12 protein-coding genes are annotated in these 18,606 nt (G+C 55.2%); 9 read left to right on the top strand and 3 right to left on the bottom strand.

Annotated features, from left to right (window positions below; genetic code table 11):
• Position 1 precedes the first annotated feature (1 nt).
• The 7 genes from BUB55_RS10860 (at position 2) to BUB55_RS10830 (ending at position 12,655) form a co-directional block, all read left to right on the top strand.
• Entirely contained in the window at positions 2-1,426 is a 1,425-nt protein-coding gene (locus tag BUB55_RS10860) for a hypothetical protein (RefSeq protein WP_073191154.1), read from the top strand.
• Positions 1,427-1,582: 156 nt separating this feature from the next.
• Positions 1,583-2,008, top strand: coding sequence for a metal-dependent transcriptional regulator (locus BUB55_RS10855; RefSeq protein ID WP_073191151.1), 426 nt, complete (start codon positions 1,583-1,585; stop codon positions 2,006-2,008).
• An 11-nt stretch (positions 2,009-2,019) separates the two neighbouring features.
• A complete protein-coding gene (locus BUB55_RS10850; RefSeq protein ID WP_072799394.1) occupies positions 2,020-2,259 on the top strand; it encodes a FeoA family protein in 240 nt (79 codons plus the stop codon).
• Positions 2,259-4,586: a Fe(2+) transporter permease subunit FeoB gene (feoB, locus tag BUB55_RS10845; RefSeq protein WP_073191149.1), complete on the top strand. Its 2,328-nt coding sequence runs from the start codon at positions 2,259-2,261 to the stop codon at positions 4,584-4,586. The genes BUB55_RS10850 and feoB overlap by 1 nt, the downstream gene beginning before the upstream one ends.
• Before the next feature lie 236 nt (positions 4,587-4,822).
• Complete coding sequence (gene gltB, locus BUB55_RS10840) at positions 4,823-9,247, top strand: glutamate synthase large subunit (protein WP_073191146.1); 4,425 nt, start codon at positions 4,823-4,825, stop codon at positions 9,245-9,247.
• A gap of 15 nt (positions 9,248-9,262) precedes the next feature.
• Positions 9,263-10,627: a glutamate synthase subunit beta gene (locus BUB55_RS10835; RefSeq protein WP_073191144.1), complete on the top strand. Its 1,365-nt coding sequence runs from the start codon at positions 9,263-9,265 to the stop codon at positions 10,625-10,627.
• Positions 10,628-10,654: 27 nt separating this feature from the next.
• Positions 10,655-12,655 (top strand): NAD(+) synthase, encoded by a 2,001-nt coding sequence (locus tag BUB55_RS10830; RefSeq protein ID WP_073191142.1) that lies wholly within the window; start codon positions 10,655-10,657, stop codon positions 12,653-12,655.
• Positions 12,656-12,842: 187 nt separating this feature from the next.
• On the opposite strand, the gene BUB55_RS10825 is transcribed toward BUB55_RS10830, so the two are convergent.
• Positions 12,843-14,108, bottom strand: coding sequence for an ammonium transporter (locus BUB55_RS10825; protein ID WP_073191139.1), 1,266 nt, complete (start codon positions 14,106-14,108; stop codon positions 12,843-12,845).
• A gap of 24 nt (positions 14,109-14,132) precedes the next feature.
• Entirely contained in the window at positions 14,133-14,474 is a 342-nt protein-coding gene (locus tag BUB55_RS10820) for a P-II family nitrogen regulator (protein WP_073191178.1), read from the bottom strand.
• Positions 14,475-14,855: 381 nt separating this feature from the next.
• Here BUB55_RS10820 and purF point away from each other — a divergent pair, with 381 nt between their 5' ends.
• Together purF and BUB55_RS10810 are read left to right on the top strand one after the other, a co-directional pair.
• Positions 14,856-16,241 carry an amidophosphoribosyltransferase gene (gene purF, locus BUB55_RS10815; protein ID WP_073191137.1) on the top strand — a complete coding sequence of 462 codons (1,386 nt, stop codon included), beginning with the start codon at positions 14,856-14,858 and terminating at the stop codon, positions 16,239-16,241.
• A gap of 18 nt (positions 16,242-16,259) precedes the next feature.
• A complete protein-coding gene (locus tag BUB55_RS10810) occupies positions 16,260-17,366 on the top strand; it encodes a hypothetical protein (protein ID WP_073191134.1) in 1,107 nt (368 codons plus the stop codon).
• A gap of 75 nt (positions 17,367-17,441) precedes the next feature.
• Here BUB55_RS10810 and leuB read toward each other — a convergent pair whose 3' ends face one another.
• Complete coding sequence (gene leuB / locus BUB55_RS10805; RefSeq protein WP_073191132.1) at positions 17,442-18,533, bottom strand: 3-isopropylmalate dehydrogenase; 1,092 nt, start codon at positions 18,531-18,533, stop codon at positions 17,442-17,444.
• Positions 18,534-18,606: the final 73 nt, after the last annotated feature.

Below are 18,606 nucleotides of genomic sequence, written 5' to 3'. Positions count from 1 at the left end.
AATGAACCTCTTCAAAAATAAAATCCTAATGGCCCTTGCATCGGCAAGCCTTGTCTTTGGCCTTGCCGCGTGCGATGACTCCAGCAGCGCCTCTGCCGACGAACCGACTAGCTCCAGTTCTGTCGAAAAAGAGAAGGACAAGAGTTCTTCTTCGAAGGCGAAAGATAAGAGTTCCTCTTCTAAAAAAGAAGAAAAATCCAGTTCTTCTGTCAAGGATGACGCTAAGTCTAGTTCTTCCGTAGAAGAAAAGAAGGAAGAATCCAAGTACCTTCTCTCTTTCATGATGGAAACATCGCAGTTTGTGGGTATCGCTCCGCTTTCTGCCGACCAAAAAAAGATTGTCAAGGACTTTATCGAAGCTCCGAATGCTGGCTCCGTCGCCTATTTCAACGGCTCCGTCTATGTACTTGCTACAGACGATGCCATGAACAGTACGCTTTCCCGTTACGAGGTTAAGGACCTCAAGATGGCTGATGAGCCCGCTGCCACCGCCAAGTTTACGGGTACAAATGCTATCGCCATGAAGTTCTTGCATACAGAAAAGTCCGATGGAAAACTGTATGTGGAACAGGCTTTGGGTGATGCAATCACGGTCGTTGATATTAAGACGCTTAAGACGGTCAAGACGATTGATCTTTCTGAATACATTGATGAAGAAAGCGGCGCACTGAGCACTGTCCCGGGTTCCGCAGTCATTGATGGAAAGAAAATGTATGTGTCGCTTAATCAGTTCGTTGATTTCAACAACATGATTGCTGGCCCGCGTGGCTCCGTGGCAATCATTGATTTGAATAAGGATGAAGTGGAAAAGGTTATCTACACCGACCAGGTGGCAGCTCTTGGCGGCATGGACGACATGAACGGAACGGCCTCTTTTGTCGACGAAAAGGGCGACATCTACTTCTATTCTAACGCCTCCTACAGTTTTATTGAAGGCTACAAGGAAGGTTGGGTGCGCATCAAGAGCGGCGAAAGCGAATTCGATAAGGATTGGGTCTTCCGCATGCACGATGCTGCTTACGATGGTAAGAAAACCAACAATAATAGCCTGATGGTGGGCGGTACCTACATGGGTAATGGCAAATTCTTCGGTTTCTTCGGCACGTTTGCCGATCCGACCAACTTCAATAACTACGAATGGGAATTCGTGGTGGTCGATGTCTACAAGAAGACCGTTGAAAAAGTCAAGGGCCTCACTCCGACCATCCCGTGGTTCGCACCTTCCATCCACCGCGATGCCGATGGCAAGAGTGTCCTCGTGGGCCACGCCGACAGCAAGGGCGGCGCCATTTACCGCTACGATATCGCTAGTGGCAAGGTCACCAAGGAAATGGATGTGACCACCGGAACTGCCTATTACATCGTCCCGGTTGTAGATTATTTCTATGACGTCAGAGTTGCTGCGACAATGTTGAATAGTATTTAGTCCAATCACCATACAGTACGGCCACCCTGCTTAATCGCGGGGTGGCTTTTTTACCCCCATTTTCCGCAGTTTAGCCTTTACTAATTAGCCAAGGCTTTCTAAATTTAGCTATGACTAATATATAAGGTGTGTTTTTCGTCTAATCGGAGCCGTCCTATGGAACAAGTAAAGTTAAGCCAGAGCCTTGAAGACTACTTGGAAATGGTGCACATGCTGCGCCTTGCGAACGGGATTGCCCGTGTCCGCGACATTGCGGCGGCGCTCAAGGTCAAGATGCCGTCGGTTGCTAAGGCGGTGATTGAACTTAAGAAGCTCGGCCTTGTGACGCAGGAACCGTACAGCGGTATCGAGCTCACTTCGGAAGGTGCGCTTGTGGCGTCCCAGATTCTGAACCGTCATATTTTGCTGAAGGGATTCCTGATCAAGCTCGGCGTGTCCGAGGCGATTGCCGACAAGGACGCCTGCTGCATGGAACACATTCTTTCGGCGGAGACTCTCGAGAAAATCGAGGAATTTGTGAATTCCCCCAATACGGGTGCGACGGCGAAAAAGTCGAACGCCGCTAAATCTAAGAAAAAGTAAATCGTTGGTGTATGAATAACGAACCGAAGTTTTCGGAACTTAAAAAAGGCGACAAGGCCGAAATTATTGGATACAACACGGGTGATTCTCAGTACAAGTCCAAACTTTTGTCAATGGGGCTTGTGCGCGGCGTGGTGCTGCAGGTTTTGCAGGTGGCACCGCTCGGCGACCCGGTCGAGGTGAGCGTGCTTTCGTACAGGCTTTCGCTCCGTAAACAAGAAGCCAACGTGCTCAAGTTGAGGAGAGTTTGATGCCTATCGAGAAAGAAGTTTTCACGATTGCGATTGCGGGCAACCCGAACTGCGGAAAGACGGCGCTCTTTAACTCGCTGACCGGCTCGAACCAGATTGTGGGCAACTGGCCTGGCGTGACTGTCGAAAAGAAGGAAGGCCAGTTCAAGCTCGACAACCACACGATTCGCGTGGTGGACTTGCCGGGTATTTACGCGCTGTTTGCAAACTCCGAAGACGAGCGTGCCGCTCTCGATTACCTGCTCAAGGGCGAGGCGGACCTGGTCGTGAATATCTTGGATGCGACAAACCTGGAGCGCAACCTGTTCCTCACGAGCCAGCTGATGGAAAAGGGCGTGCCGATGGTCCTGGCGGTGAACATGATGGATATCGCGGCGAGCCGCGGCATCCATGTGGACCTGCACAAGCTCGAAGAAATCCTCGGCGTGACGGCGATTGGCCTTACGGCGGTTTCGCCCAAGAGTTGCGAAGGCTTCGTGAACGACTTGCACAAGCTGCTGCATAACAGCCGTGAACTTCCGCTCCCGAAAGCGGTCAAGCATTCCGAAGTTCTGGAAAAGCTGATTGAAGAAATTGCGGTGCCGCTCAAGCCCGTAGCCGAAAAACTCGGCGCAAGTCCGCGCTGGACGGCGGTGCAGTATTTGGAACATAGCGGGCGAGTGCTTGAACTTGCCGACGAACTCGGTGTTGAAATTCCGCACGATAAGATTGAAGAGGACTTGGGCGAAGAGGTGGAATTTGCGCTGGCCGATTCCCGCTATTCCTACGCCCGCGACATCGCGAAGGCGGTCATCCGCGACAACACTACCAAGCGCACGCGGACCGACAAGCTCGATAAACTTTTCCTGAACCGTATTTTGGGAATTCCGCTTTTCCTTATCGCTATGTATTTGGTGTTCTGGTTTGCGGTGAAGGTTGGTAGCGCGTTCATCGATTTCTTCGACATTTTGTTCGGCGGAATTTTCGTGGACGGCATGACGGAACTCCTGACGAAGATTGGTGCGCCGGGTGTTATCGTGGCGCTGTTGGCGAACGGCATCGGTACGGGCATCCAGACGGTATCAACGTTCATTCCGGTCATTTTCTTCATGTTCCTTTGCCTTTCGTTCCTCGAGGATTCCGGCTACATGTCGCGTGCGGCGTTCGTGGCGGATCGCTTTATGCGGTTCCTCGGGCTCCCGGGCAAGGCTTTCGTGCCGATGATTGTGGGCTTCGGCTGCTCGGTGCCGGCGCTCATGGGCACGCGTACGCTCGAAAACAAACGGGAAAGGTTCCTTACTTTGTTCCTGGTGCCGTTCATGAGCTGCGGCGCGCGCCTCCCGGTGTATGCGCTGTTTGGCGCGGCGTTCTTCGGCGAAAGCGCAGGGGCGCTCGTGTTCGGAATTTACCTGACGGGCATTGTGATTGCCCTGATTTACGGTCTGCTCTTGCGCCATACGGTTTTCATGGGCAAGGAATCGACGTTTATCATGGAACTGCCGCCTTACCATTTGCCCAAGGTGCGCAACCTTTTCCGCCACGCATGGCTCCGCCTCAAGGAATTCGTTTTCCGCGCGGGCAAGGTCGTGCTCATTATGGTGACGGTGCTCGGCTTTATGGGCTCCGTCGGCACAGACGGAAGTTTCGGTAACGACAACAACGAAAAGTCGGTGCTGAGTGCCGTGGGCACGGTGATTACGCCGGTGTTCGAACCCTTCGGTGTCGAACGCGACAACTGGCCTGCTTCGGTGGCGCTCTTTACGGGGCTCTTCGCAAAAGAGGCAATTGTCGGAACGCTCAATTCGCTGTATGCCATCGAGGGCACGGACGGTGCGGGGGAGGCTGGCGCAGCTCCAGCCGAGAACGAGGCCCTTCGGCAGGCTCAGGGACCTGAGTCGTCATTTAGCCTCAAATCGACGGTGAAAGAAGCTCTCGTGAGCGTCCCGGCGAATTTGGTAGAAGTCTTTACCTCGATTGCGAACCCGCTGGGCGTCAAAGACGCTATCGAAGAAAGCGAAGGTGCTGAAAACGAAGGCGCGTACAAGATGATGCAGGCGCATTTCAACCTGGGGCGTTTCCAGGTGCTGGCCTACCTGTTGTTCATCTTGCTCTACGTGCCGTGCCTTGCCGCCATGGGAACCGCCTTCCGCGAACTCGGTCGCTTCTATGGAACGCTTATGATGGTGTTCCAGACAATTATCGGCTGGAGCCTCTCGGTGCTTTTTTTCCAGATAACCTGCGGACATTCAACCGCATGGATTGTCACCTCGGTGGCGCTCCTTGCCGGCGTGGTCGTCGCACTCGTTGTCATTGGCCGTGACCAGCGCAAGAAGAAGGTGTTCGAGTAGATTTTTGAGGTGCGAAAATCGTAAAGGGCGGCAATGAAAATGCCGCCTTTTTGTTTTACATATAGTGTAAATGTAGCGTGGTGTTTTACAGAAATTGAAATCTGAAAACTCGCGAAAGCGGTCTGCAATCCGTGTCTTTTACATTTTTGACCATATTTTCAATAATTGGCGGGTGCTTTACATAATTGGCACGGTTTTTGCAAATAAAGAGCGCAAAAAGCAAGAAAAGGACTTTTATGAACGCTCAAGCTCTTTACGACCCGATGAATGAACACGACGCCTGCGGTGTCGGCCTGGTCGCCAATATTAATAATGTTGCCTCGCACCAGATTGTGCTGCAGGGCATTACCGTTTTGAAGAGGCTTATGCACCGCGGTGCAGCAGGTGGAGACCCGGAAACCGGCGACGGTGCGGGTCTCTTGCTTTCGATGCCCCACAAGTTTTTCCGCAAGCTGTACCCGGAACTGCCTGCCCGCTATGGCGTGGCCATGTTTTTTGTGGAGAATACGCTGGATGCCGATGCTTTTGACGCTAAGATTAAGGAAATCGCCGCTGCCGAGGGCATGCCGGTGCTGAACTTCCGCGAGGTGCCGGTGAATGCCGATAAGATCGGCCGCACGGCTCGCGAAACCCTTCCGCATATCCGGCAGGCGTTTTTTGACGGTTCCGCTTTCGAATCCGACAGCGTGTTCGATATTAAGTTGTATGTTGCCCGCCGCCTGATGGAAAAGGCTTGCAAGGGCTTGTATGTTTGTAGCTGCAGCCGCCGTAGCATCGTGTACAAGGGCCTGCTTCTGGCGAGCCAGATCGAAGGCTTCTACAAGGACCTGAACGATCTCGATTTCGAGACCCCGATTGCGCTTGTTCACCAGCGCTACTCCACGAATACGTTCCCGACTTGGCCGCTTGCGCACCCGTTCCGCTACCTCGCTCACAACGGCGAAATCAACACCCTGCGCGGTAACCTCAACAGCCTGCGCGCCCGCGAGCCGCACATGAAGAGCGATATTATCGGCGATGACCTGCAGAAGCTTTTCCCGCTCGTTCCGGCAGGCCAGAGCGACTCGGCCAGCCTTGACAACATGTTTGAGCTTCTCGTTGCAGCGGGTCGTAGCCTCCCGCATGCGATGATGATGCTCATGCCTCAGGCCTGGGGCAAGAAGCATTACCTGGGTCGCGATGTGCGTGGTTTCTTTGAATACGAATCCATGCTTATGGAACCGTGGGATGGTCCGGCCGCCGTGGCTTTCAGCGATGGCGTAAACGCGGGTGCGATTCTCGACCGCAACGGCCTTCGTCCGGCACGTTACACTTTGTGTAAAGATGGTCTCTTCGTGATGGCATCCGAAACAGGCGTACTTGACCTCCGCGACGACGAGGTTGAAGAAAAGGGCCGCCTGAAACCCGGCGAGATTATCTACCTCGACCTGGAAAATCACCGTATTCTGAAGAATGCGGAGATGAAGGCGCAAGTAGCCCGCGCCAAGCCTTACCGCCGCTGGGTTGCCGAAAACAAGATGAGCGTCCGCGGGCTTTTCAGCGAAATCAACCCGTCCGACGTTCCGGAAGACATTCTGGTACAGCAGAAGCGCTTCGGCTATTCTGCCGAAGACCTCAGCATTATTTTGCAGCCGATGGCCAAGAACGGTGCCGAGCCGATTGGCTCCATGGGTAACGATGCCGCGTTGGCCGTGCTTTCGGACAAGCCGCAGCCGCTGTTCAATTACTTCAAGCAGCTGTTTGCGCAGGTGACGAACCCGCCGATTGACCCGATTCGTGAAGAATTGGTGATGAGTCTTACGACTTACATCGGTAACCACGGCAACATCCTCGAAGAAACTCCGGAGCAGGCGCACCTCATCAAGATTCCGCGCCCGATTGTGACCGAAGACGAAATTCGCCGCTTTGAAAACATTGGCGACAAGGCGTTCAAGGCGAAAGTGCTCAAGATGCAGTTCCCGCTGGGCGGTGACGGTTCCGTGCTGGAAGCAGCCCTGCAGAACCTCGCCGGCGATGCCGTGCGTGCGGTGAACGACAACTACGATATCATCGTGCTTTCGGACAAGAACATTGACTGGGGCTACGTGCCTATACCTTCGCTCCTCGCGACGGCTTGCGTGAACCGTGCCCTGGTGGAAGCGGGTGTACGCCCCGAAATCGGTTTGATTGTGCAGTCCGGTGAAGTGCGCGAAGTGATGCACTTTGCGCTGCTGCTCGGTTACGGTGCGACGGTCATTAACCCGTATCTCGCATTCGAGAGCCTCACCAACATGTGCCACAACGGCGACCTGGATGTGGACCCGGTGACGGCTGCTGCAAATTATGTAAAGGCGGTGGATAAGGGCCTGTTGAAGATTATGTCGAAGATGGGTATCTCCACGCTCCGCAGCTACCGCAGTGCACAGATTTTCGAAGCTGTGGGCTTGAATCACGAACTCATCGAGAAGTTCCTGCCGGGTACGGCAAGCCGTATCGAAGGTATCGGCCTGGAAGAAATTGCCCGTGAAGTGGGCGAGCGCCAGAAGATTGCCTTTGCCGATGCAAGCAAGGTTTTGCAGTCGGGCGGCCAGTATGCGTTCCGTAAGGAAGGCGAGAAGCACCTGTGGACTCCGCAGTCGCTTGCCGCGTTCCGCCAGGCGGTGCAGGGTGGCGACTACGAGAAGTTCAAGGTCTACAGCAAGTTGATTAATGACCAGTCCGAACGTCAGGCGACTTTGCGTGGCCTCTTCAAGTTCAAGAAGGCGACCCCGATTGATATTAGTGAAGTTGAGTCTCGCGAATCGATTATCCATCACTTTGTGGCGGGCGCGATGAGCCTTGGCTCCTTGAGCCCGGAAGCCCACGAGACGATTGCGATTGCGATGAACCGCATCGGCGCCATGAGCAACTGCGGTGAAGGTGGTGAAGATCCGGACCGCGATACTCCGGCCGCAAACGGCGATATCCGCAGTTCCGCGATTCGCCAGGTTGCCTCGGGCCGCTTTGGCGTGACCATTGATTACCTGCGCCATGCAAAGGATTTGCAAATCAAGATGGCCCAGGGCGCAAAGCCCGGCGAAGGTGGCCAGCTGCCGGCACACAAGGTGAACGAGTTCGTTGCACGCATCCGTCACTCCATCCCGAACGTGTCGCTGATTTCTCCGCCGCCGCATCACGACATTTACTCCATCGAAGATCTGGCGCAGCTGATTTACGACTTGCGCAACGCCAACCCGAAGGCCCGTGTTTCTGTGAAGCTCGTGTCCGAAGTGGGCGTGGGCACGATTGCCGCGGGTGTGGCGAAGGCTCATGCCGACGTGGTGCTGATTTCTGGCCACGATGGCGGTACAGGCGCATCTCCGCTCACTTCCATCAAGCATGCCGGCCTCCCGTGGGAACTCGGTATTGCCGAAGCGGAACAGACGCTCGTGCTCAACGATTTGCGCGGACGCATCAAGCTCCAGGTCGATGGCCAGCTCAAGACGGGCCGCGATGTGGTTGTGGCCGCTCTCCTCGGTGCCGAAGAATTCGGCTTTGCCACGAACCTTCTCGTAAGCCTTGGCTGCGTGATGGACCGCAAGTGCCATACGAACCAGTGCCCGATGGGCATTGCCACGCAGGATGCGGATTACCGCAAGCGCTTTGCGGGCAAGCCCGAATACGTGGAAAACTTCCTCTTCTTCATCGCCGACGAAGTCCGCGAGATTCTCGCAAGCCTTGGCCTGCGTTCGCTGGCCGAAGCTTGCGGCCGTAGTGATTTGCTGGAACGTGACGAGGCGATTGCCTTCTACAAGGCGCACAACCTCGATTTCTCCAAGATTTTCGAAACTGTTGATGGCGGCATCAAGTCCTTCGACAAGAACTTCGTGAAGGAACCGCTTGAAAACTTCGACCGTCGTGAACTGTTGCCGTTCGTGGCTGACACGCTCAAGAGCGGCAAGGCCGTGGAACTCTGCACGGTGGTGCACAACGTCGACCGTACGGTGGGTACGGAACTTTCCGGCGAGGTGGACGAATATTTTGGCGTGAAGGGCCTCCCCGAAGATACCATCAAGATTCACCTGCAGGGTGTCGCGGGCCAGAGCTTCGGTGCCTTCCTTGCTCCGGGCATTACGCTCGACCTCGAAGGCGAAGCGAACGACTTTATGGGCAAGGGCCTCTCGGGCGGTAAGATTATCGTGCGCCCGCCTAGCAATGCAAGTTTCAAGGCCGAAGACAACGTGATTGCAGGTAACGTCATCGGTTACGGTGGAACCTCGGGCAAGATCTTCATCAATGGTCTCGCTGGTGAACGCTTCGGTATCCGTAACTCGGGTATGCTCCTGGTTAGCGAAGGCGTGGGCGACCATGGTTGCGAATACATGACGGGCGGTCGCGTCGTGGTGCTTGGCCGCGTGGGCGTGAACTTCGCTGCCGGTATGACGGGTGGCTTTGCCTACGTGTACGATGAGACGGGCCACTTTGACCTGAGCTGCAACGTGGATTCCGCCGACCTCGAAAGCGTGCTCCCCGGTACCGAGAGCGAAAGCGAATTGCTCGATATCATCAACCAGCACGTTCAGGCGACGGGTAGCGAGAAGGGCAAGCGCATTCTCGAGAACTGGAATAGCGAACGTCCGAAGTTCGTGAAGATATTCCCGGTGGATTACAGGAACGCTCTTTTGAAGGCCCAAAAGGCATAGGGATTTGAGGTTAATATGCAGGAAATCAACCGAATCGCAGACATCTACCGCCCTGTCGAAGAGCGTGTCAAGGACAACAACGAAGTTGAGCGCAAACTCACCTCGATAGAGGTCATCAATCAGGCGGAACGCTGCCACACTTGTGGAATCCCGTTCTGCCATGGTGCGGGATGCCCCCTCGGTAACCTCGTTCCCGAATTCAATGCGGCCATTGCTGCCGGGAATGCGGAACGGGCCTACGATATCATCAGCAAGACGGCGTTTTTCCCGGAGTTCACGGGCCGCGTTTGCCCCGCGCTCTGCGAGTCCGCCTGTACTGGCAACGTGCATAACGACCCGGTGATGGTGCGCCAGATAGAGAAGTTCATCATCGAGACCGCCTTCGAGGAAGGTCGCGTGGTGCTCCCTACGGCTGAACCGAACGGCAAGTCTGCCGCTGTCATCGGCTCTGGTCCTTCGGGTCTGTTCGCTGCCGAAGCCTTACGCCGTAAGGGCTATGCTGTTACTGTTTACGAGAAGCAAGCGAAAGCGGGTGGCCTGCTGCGCTACGGCATCCCGAACTGGAAACTGGACAAGTCCATTATCGACCGCCGCATCGCTTTGCTCGAAGCCGCCGAAATCAAGTTTGTCTACAATACCGAAATCGGCAAGGACATTGCCGCAGAATATGTCCACAAGAATTATGACGAGGTGTTCCTCGCCATCGGTACGCCGAACGCCCGCGACTTGAAAATCCCGGGCCGCGAAGCCGAAGGAATTTTCCTTGCCCTCGATTTTCTGCACGGTGCCGAAATGCCGGGTGAAAGCAATCCCGAAAAGTTCAGCGCGAAGGGCCGCAAGGTGTTGGTGATTGGCGGTGGCGATACGGGTAACGACTGCGTGGGCAAGGCCATTCGTGAAGGGTGCGAAAGCGTGCTCCAGGTGGAATTCATGCCCAAGCCTCCCGAGGAACGTTCCCCGTCTACGCCTTGGCCCGACTGGCCGTACATGCTGCGCACGAGCTACGCTCAGCACGAAGGCGGTGAGCGTCGCTGGAATGTTTCTTCCAAGCAGTTCATTGTGAAGGACGGTCGCGTGGCCGGCGTGGAAGCAGTTCGCGTGGAATGGGAAATGTCTCCGCAGGGCCGCCCGCTCAAGCCTGCCGAAGTCCCGAATTCTACTGAGGTCATTGATACCGACTTGGTGGTACTCGCCATGGGCTTTACCGGAGTGCCTGCCGAGGGCCTGGTGAACGACTTGGGCCTGCAACTCACCCCGCGTACGGCGATTATCCCGGATCCTGCCCGACACATCTATGCGGTGGGCGACTGCGCGAACGGCGCCTCCCTTGTGGTGCGTGCCATGGCCGATGCAAAGGCTAAAGTCGCGGCGCTGAAGTAATAGCTGCTATAAACTGCGCGCGGAATTATGTTCGGATTCTACCGGTTCGCATGCGTTTCTCTGGTGTTGAAGGTGGCCGATACCGCCTACAATACCGAGGAAATCATCAGGAGCGCGAAAATTGCTGCCTCTAACGGGGCGGCTTTTGTCGTTTTCCCGGAACTCAGTATTACGGGCTATACTTGCAGCGACTTATTTCACCAGGAACTGCTTTTGCAAAACAGCACCCGCGCGCTGTTGAAGATTGCGAAAGCATTCTCTGACAGCGACACCGTGATTGCAGTGGGCCTGCCGTTGCGTTTTTTTGGCCGCCTCTACAACTGTGCCGCCTTTGTGCAGCGCGGTCGCGTTGTTGCCGTTACGCCCAAGATTCACTTGCCGAACCAGCGCGAGTTCTACGAGAAAAGGCATTTTTCGAGCGGGCGCGATTTACTGCGTGGCAATGCGGGTAATGGCTGCGTGCCTCTCCGCTGTTTTATCGAGGGCGCGGGCGAAGTACCCGTTACGAATTTTATTACTGTGAAGGGCTGCGCATCTTGTAATTCGGGTTCCGAAGTTCGCATTGGCGTGGAACTCTGCGAGGACTTGTGGACGCCTGCGCCACCGAGCGGGAAACTTGCCCTTGCGGGCGCAAACGTCATCGTGAATCTCTCGGCAAGCGATGCGCTGGTAGGCAAACGCGATTACCGCAGGAACTTGGTGATGAACCAGTCGGCGCGTTGCATGGCGGCCTATGTTTACGCTTCCGCCGGAGTGCACGAATCTACGACGGACATGGTCTTTAGCGGTCACCTGATAATTGCGGAAAACGGGAACATGCTCGCCGAAAGCAAGCCGTTCTCGCGGGAAACCGAAATCGTGTATGCCGATGTGGACGTGGAACGCCTGAATATGCAGCGCCTGAGCGAAGGAAGCTTCCAGGATTTCGACAGCCGTGCTATCATTGCGCGTTCAGCGACTCTTGAAGGCCTGCGTGATTGCGATATGCTCCAGTACCGTTTTGTTTCGCCGACGCCCTTTGTGCCGGGGAGCACCGAAGCCCGCGATGCATCTTGCACCGAGATTTTCAACATACAGTGCGCTGGTCTCGCAAAACGTCTCGAAGCGTCTCATAGCAAGCGTGCGGTGATTGGCCTGAGCGGCGGGCTCGATTCGACGCTCGCGCTTCTTGTGGTTGCGGAAACATTCAAGCTGCTGAACCGCCCTGCAAAAGAAATCCTTGCGCTCACGATGCCCGGATTCGGCACTACCAAGCGCACCAGGAACAATGCGGTTGAACTCGCGAAACTTCTGGGCGTGGAACTCCGCACCGTCAATATCCAAAAGGCATGCCTCCAGCACTTCGCTGACATCGGGCATGACCCGCGAAAGCTTGACGTGACTTACGAGAACGTGCAGGCCCGCGAACGCACGCAAATCCTGATGGACATCGCGAACAGCGAGGGCGGAATCGTCATCGGTACGGGTGACCTCTCCGAAATTGCGCTCGGGTGGAGCACCTACAATGCCGATCACATGTCCATGTACGCGGTGAACTGCGATATTCCCAAGACGCTCGTGCGCCACATCGTGAACTGGTATGCCGATCGCGCAATTAGTAACCCGAGCGAACCCGGCGCGCATCTTGAACCCGGCGAAACAGCCGCGAATCTTGCCGCAGTCCTCCGCGACATCCTCGATACTCCCGTTTCTCCGGAACTCTTGCCCGCCGATTCAAGCGGCCAGATTGCTCAAAAGACGGAAAGCATTCTCGGTGCCTACGAACTGCACGATTTTTTCCTTTACCATTTTGCGAAATACGGCGCTGCTCCCGAAAAGCTCCGTTACCTTGCGAAATACGCGTTCGCAAACAAGCATACCGACGAAGAAATCGACAAGGCGCTCGCCGTCTTTATCAGGCGATTCTTTTCGCAACAGTTCAAACGCAGTTGCATCCCGGACGGCCCGAAGGTCGGTACCATTTCGCTGTCGCCCCGTGCCGACTGGCGCATGCCCAGTGACTCCAGTTTTGGGGACTGGTCCAAATAAATTTAATCACTAAAAATGCGAGTATTCAAGCCTCCAATCGAGGCTTTTTTATTTTACTCTAAATATGGAAAACCCCGAGACTTTTGTCCCGGGGCTTTTTAGTTAACAGAGAAATTCATGAAGTTAGTTTTCGTGATTTCTAATTAGCGTTCCTAATCACAAATCACTAATCACTAACCACTTGACATTACATGTTGCTGAAGATCTGGAATCCGCTGTAGGATTCTTGTCCGTGTTCGCTTTGGTCGAGACCGCGGAGTTCTTGCCTTTCCGTGACGCGCAGGCCCATTGTCTTCTTGATGACGAAGAAGATCAGGCTAGCACCGGCGAAGCAGGGCAGGGCGTAGGCGGCAACACCGATAAGCTGAGTGAGCACGCTGTAATCGCCCGTCATGTCAAAGATACCCACGGCAATCGTACCCCACACGCCGTTCACCAGGTGAACAGAGAGAGCACCGACCGGGTCGTCCAAGTGCAGGCGGTCGAACATGAACACTGCACCGACTACGAGCACGCCAGCGATGGCACCGATAATCCAGGAGGAGAGCGGAGTCACCACGTCGGCACCGGCAGTGATTGCCACGAGACCGGCAAGGCATCCGTTGAGGGCCATGGTGGCGTCGGGCTTCTTCGAAACAATCCAGCTCGTGAGTGTTGCGGTAATGATGCCAGCGACAGCGGCGAGGTTCGTGGTCACCAAAATCCAGCTAGTTGCCTTCGGGTCGCCGGAGAGGGCGGAACCGGCGTTGAATCCCCACCAACCGAACCACAGCATGAATACACCGATGGTTGCAAGCGGGATGTTGTGTGCCGGAATGGCGTGTACCTTGCCGTTCACGTACTTGCCGATACGCGGTCCGAGGATCATCACGCCGGCAAGCGCTGCCCAGCCACCCACGGAGTGAACGAGCGTAGAACCAGCGAGGTCATGGAAGCCAGCCTTGCCGATGGTGCTAAGCCAGCCACCGCCCCATGTCCAGCTGCCCACGATGGGGTAGACGATAGCCACGTAGACAAGAGTGAATACGAGGAAGGAGTTGAGCTTCACGCGTTCGGCCACGGCACCAGAGACAATCGTCGCTGCAGTGGCGGCAAACATTGCCTGGAACAGCCAGTCTGCAAACAAGGTAAAGTGGCCGTTGTAGGCAGAGGTGAAACTGGCCGGATTCGCCCAGTCGCCAATGCCAAAGCCCGCGAAACCGAGAATCCCGTTGAAGGTTCCCGGATACATGAGGCCAAAGCCTAGCAGGGCATACATCGTGATGCCTATGGCGGGGACCGCGATGTTCTTGAAGGCGACGTTGGCGGCGCACTTCGCACGCACGAGGCCCGCTTCAACGCAGGCGAATCCAAGACCCATGATGAACACCAGCATGGCGCTGATCATGATCCAGATGTTTTCTGTCATAAAGATGGCGTCGCTGACAGGTACGACTTGTGTAACTTCGTTCATTGTGAAGATCCTTTTCGTTGAAGATTAACCAATCGCTTCCGGCCCACTTTCTCCGGTGCGGATACGGATGCACTGTTCGAGATTCGTGACGAAAATCTTTCCGTCGCCGATTTCGCCGGAGCGCGCGCCCTTGATGATGGCGTCGATGCAGGGCTGCACGAATTCGTCGTTCACCGCAATCTTGAGGCAAATCTTCTTGAGCAAATTCACCTCGGTCACCACGCCGCGGAAGCGCTGGTTGTAGCCTTTCTGCTGGCCGCAGCCCAGCACGTTGGTTACTGACATCTTGAAAATGTTGTTTTCGTAAAGCGCTTGCTTCACGAGATTGAGCCTTTCTGGCTGAATGTAAGCTGTTACGAGCTTCATGGGTTTCCCTTGTTTGATTTTCACGGGATTGTGAATTTCGTTATCCATTATGCAAATTGCGTGCCAAAATTTTTATGTCGTAGGAAATTCGCAAAAAACGTGAAAAATCGGCGACAGTTTCATAACACGTAAAAGAATCGGCGTGTTTGAAAAGTGCTTGTTTTACATTTTCTTTTCGCAAAATGAAAAAAAATCAAAAAATGTAAAAGTGTGCTTGGTTTGTTTATGCGCTCGGGACGTAAGGGCAAAAAAATGTTTTGTTTTTTGTATTGTTGAAGGGTTTTGCCGTTGCTATATTTTTGACGTCCGCTTCCCTGCTTGCATCCGCGTGGATGGGCTGCGACCTTAGAGGTGGGGGAGGCTAAAATTCAAAGAGGCGTTATGCTCGAAGAATTGCACGAAGAATGCGGCGTTATCGGAATTTATAATGGAGATAACGTTGTACGTAATATCACCATGGGTCTTTATGCTCTTCAGCACCGCGGTCAGGAAAGCGCTGGCTTCGCGGTCACCGACGGCGACAAGGTTCGCGTCCGTAAGTCCATGGGTCTGGTTTCTACACTTTTACGGGAACACAACGTTGACGAACTGCAAGGCTTTGCGGGAGTTGGTCATGTGCGTTACAGCACTACGGGTGCAAGTACCTTGGCCAATGCGCAGCCGATACTCGTGAGCTGCAAGTGGGGCCAGCTTGCGGTAGTCCACAACGGCAACATCACCAACGCGAACGAACTCCGCGCCGAGATGGAAGCTGAAGGACACATTTTCCAGACGACTTCCGATTCCGAAATCCTCCTGCACGAAATCGCACGCACTTCCGCCGATACCTTGGGGGAAGCCCTCAAGAGGGCGATTACGAAGTTTACGGGAAGCTTTTGCCTTGTATTCATTAGCAAGGACACGATGTACGTCGCCCGTGACGGTTTCGGGTTCCGCCCGCTGTCTTTGGCAAGAATGGGAAAATCCTGGTGCGTGGCGAGCGAAACTTGCGCCTTCGACTTGCTCGGGGCGAATTATGTGCGCGATATCCAGCCGGGTGAGTTCCTGACCATCACGAACAACGGGCTACATTCCGAGCGCTTTACGCAGAAGGACCGTCAGGCGCATTGCATTTTCGAGTACATCTATTTCAGTCGTCCGGACTCCGTGATTTTCGAGCAGAGCTGCGACAAGGTGCGCCGCAAGATGGGTAAGCAACTAGCGAAGGAATGCCCGGTGGATGCGGACATCGTGATTTCTGTCCCGGACAGCGCGACAACGGCGGCTCTCGGCTATTCGCAGGCGAGCGGCATCAGATTTGAAATAGGTCTCCTGCGTAACCACTATGTGGGCAGAACCTTCATTGATCCGACGCAGAACGTGCGCGAACAGAAGGTGAAGCTCAAGTTCAACCCGATTGTGGGCGTGCTCAAGAACAAGCGCGTTTGCGTCGTTGAAGATTCCATTGTTCGCGGGACGACGCTCAAGATCCTCTCTCGCATGCTGCGGGATGCTGGCGCTTTGGAGGTGCATATCCGCATCGCGTCGCCCCCGGTGGCGCACCCCTGCTTTTTCGGGATGGATTTCCCGAGCCAGGGGGAGCTTGCGGCAAGTTCGATGACGCCCGAAGAAATTGCCAAGATGCTCGGCGTTGAAAGCCTTGGCTACCTGAGCGTCGATGGCATGAAGGAATGCACCGGCGACGGCGAGCATTACTGTGCCGCCTGTTTTGACAACGATTATCCCGATTACATCGGTAGCGATTCGCAGAAGACGCGTTGCGGCTAGTTTTCTACATTTCTGCGCATGGCAAAGAAAAAGAAGTTTTTTAAGTCGGCTGCACTCGCACAGGCGAACCGCGGTAAAGAGGACCGTATTCGCGAGACGCTCTCGCAGATTGTTTCGGGCGAGTCCCGTCTGTTGAATCGCCCGGAAGAACTGTTCGACACCATCGCGAAGGGTATCGACGATATTGAGGACGTGAAGGATGGCAGGCTCCAGCTGGAACTGCTCGCCTGGACCTTGCGTGCGGACTTTGTCGCTTTCAAGGCCGAGGACGACGAACAGGAGGCGTGGAACGACCTGTTTTACGACGCGGGTACGTTTTTTGTTGAACTCGCAACTGCCTTCGAGGACAAGGATTACGTGGCGGACCTGGTGCACGACTTGGCGCTGCGTCATGTGGGTGGGGAAGGCCGTTCCGTGGTGTTCCTCTCTTTGGAAGAATTCTTGCCGGCGGAACGCGCGAAGGCATTGATTCGTGAACTCATCGATACGGTCTCTGAGGTGGAACTCGAAAACCGCGAGGATGTTCTGGACGCCATTTGCGACATGGCCGATTCCATCAAGGACGCAGAGGACTTTGCGAAGGCTGCGCTCATGAAGGACCCGGACAAGAGCAACGCGACGCTTATTGACATTGCGAACTCGCAATTTATGGCAGGCGACATTGAGCTTGCCAAGCAGTGGCTGGGTGACGTCCAGAACCCAGGCAACGAGGACGAGGAGGCGTACCTGGACCTGCTCGCCGCCATAGCTGACCGCGAAGGCCGCAAGACGGACTGCGTGAAAATCGCCCACCGTCTTTACGAGACCTTCCCGAAGGTCATCCACCTCGCGCGCCTGTGCTCGGTGGTGCCGCCCTCCGAGGTCAAGAGCCTTGTGGAGGCACATGCCAAGTTTCGCAGCGGCGACGGCCTCGATGTGGAGTTCATGCAGCTCATGGTCTCGCTAAAGTGCTACGACCAGCTCTCGGGTTACCTCGACCTGTTCGAGAAGGAACTCACTACGCAGGACGCCGAAGTTTTGAACGCCATTTCGGATACTCTTGAGAAGGACGGCCAGGTGGCGCTCGCCAAGCACATCCGCGATTGGACCGTGGAAGATGCTGGCGAAGCCCTCGTCGAGGACTAGTTTTAACTTAGGTTTAAAAAATCCCCCGGTTTTAAACCGAGGGATTTTTTTATGTCATATCGATGAGCGCGACTATTAGCCGAGTGCCTTGATGATGGCGTCACCCATGCCGGTCGTGCCGACCTTGGTGCAGCCTTCCTGGTAGATGTCGCCAGTACGGAAGCCCTGGGCAATCACCTTTTCGCAAGCCGCTTCGATAGCCTTGGCCGCTTCTTCTTCCTTGAAGGTGTAGCGGAGCATGAGGGCCACGGAGAGAATCTGTGCGAGCGGGTTAGCGATACCCTTGCCTGCGATGTCCGGAGCGGAACCACCGGCCGGTTCGTACAGACCGAAGGAACCTTCGGCGATAGAAGCGGACGGGAGGAGGCCCATGGAACCAGTGAGCATGGCGCATTCGTCGGTGAGGATGTCGCCGAAGAGGTTCGGGCAGAGGAGCACGTCGAATTCACGCGGGCGCTTGAGGAGCTGCATGGCTGCGTTATCCACATAGAGGTGTTCGAGAGTCAGTTCCGGGTAGTCCTTGATGACTTCGTTCACGACTTCGCGCCAAAGCACGCTCGTGGTGAGCACGTTGGCCTTGTCGATGGAGGCAACCTTCTTGTTACGGAGCATGGCGGCGTCAAAGGCGAAGCGGGCAATGCGTTCGACTTCGTAGCGGCTGTACTTCATGGTGTCGAAACCGATTTCTTCCTTGGAGCCCGGAACGCCTTCGCGGCCCTTCGGCTGGCCAAAGTAAACGTCACCCGTCAGTTCGCGGACGGTGAGGATGTTGAAACCGTCGCCCACGATGTCGGCGCGGAGCGGGCAAGCGCCTGCGAGTTCCTTATAGACGCGGGCCGGGCGGAGGTTGCAGAAAAGCTTGAAGTGCTTACGGAGCGGGAGCAGTGCACCGCGTTCCGGCTGCAGGTTCGGGGGGAGGTGTTCCCACTTCGGGCCACCCACGGAACCGAAAAGAATACAGTCAGAAGCTTCGCCCAGCTTGAGGGTGCTTTCCGGCAGCGGGGAACCGCTTTCGTCGTAGGCGGCACCACCGACGTTTGCCCATTCGGCGTTCACGTCGAAGCCGAACTTCTTCGCGACCACGTCCAGCACGCGGACAGCTTCTTTCATGACTTCGGGGCCGATACCGTCGCCCGGAAGCACTGCAATCTTGTAATTCTTGCTCATTGTTAATCCTTGGTTTAAATTTTGACCAAGGCAAAGATAGAAAAAAAGGAACCTTGCGGTTCCTTTCTCTTGA

Origin of the sequence: Fibrobacter sp. UWP2, assembly GCF_900141705.1 — a bacterium.
GTDB lineage: Bacteria > Fibrobacterota > Fibrobacteria > Fibrobacterales > Fibrobacteraceae > Fibrobacter.
Note: the sequence above shows the minus strand (reverse complement) of the source record. Positions and strands in the feature narration are given on the sequence as shown.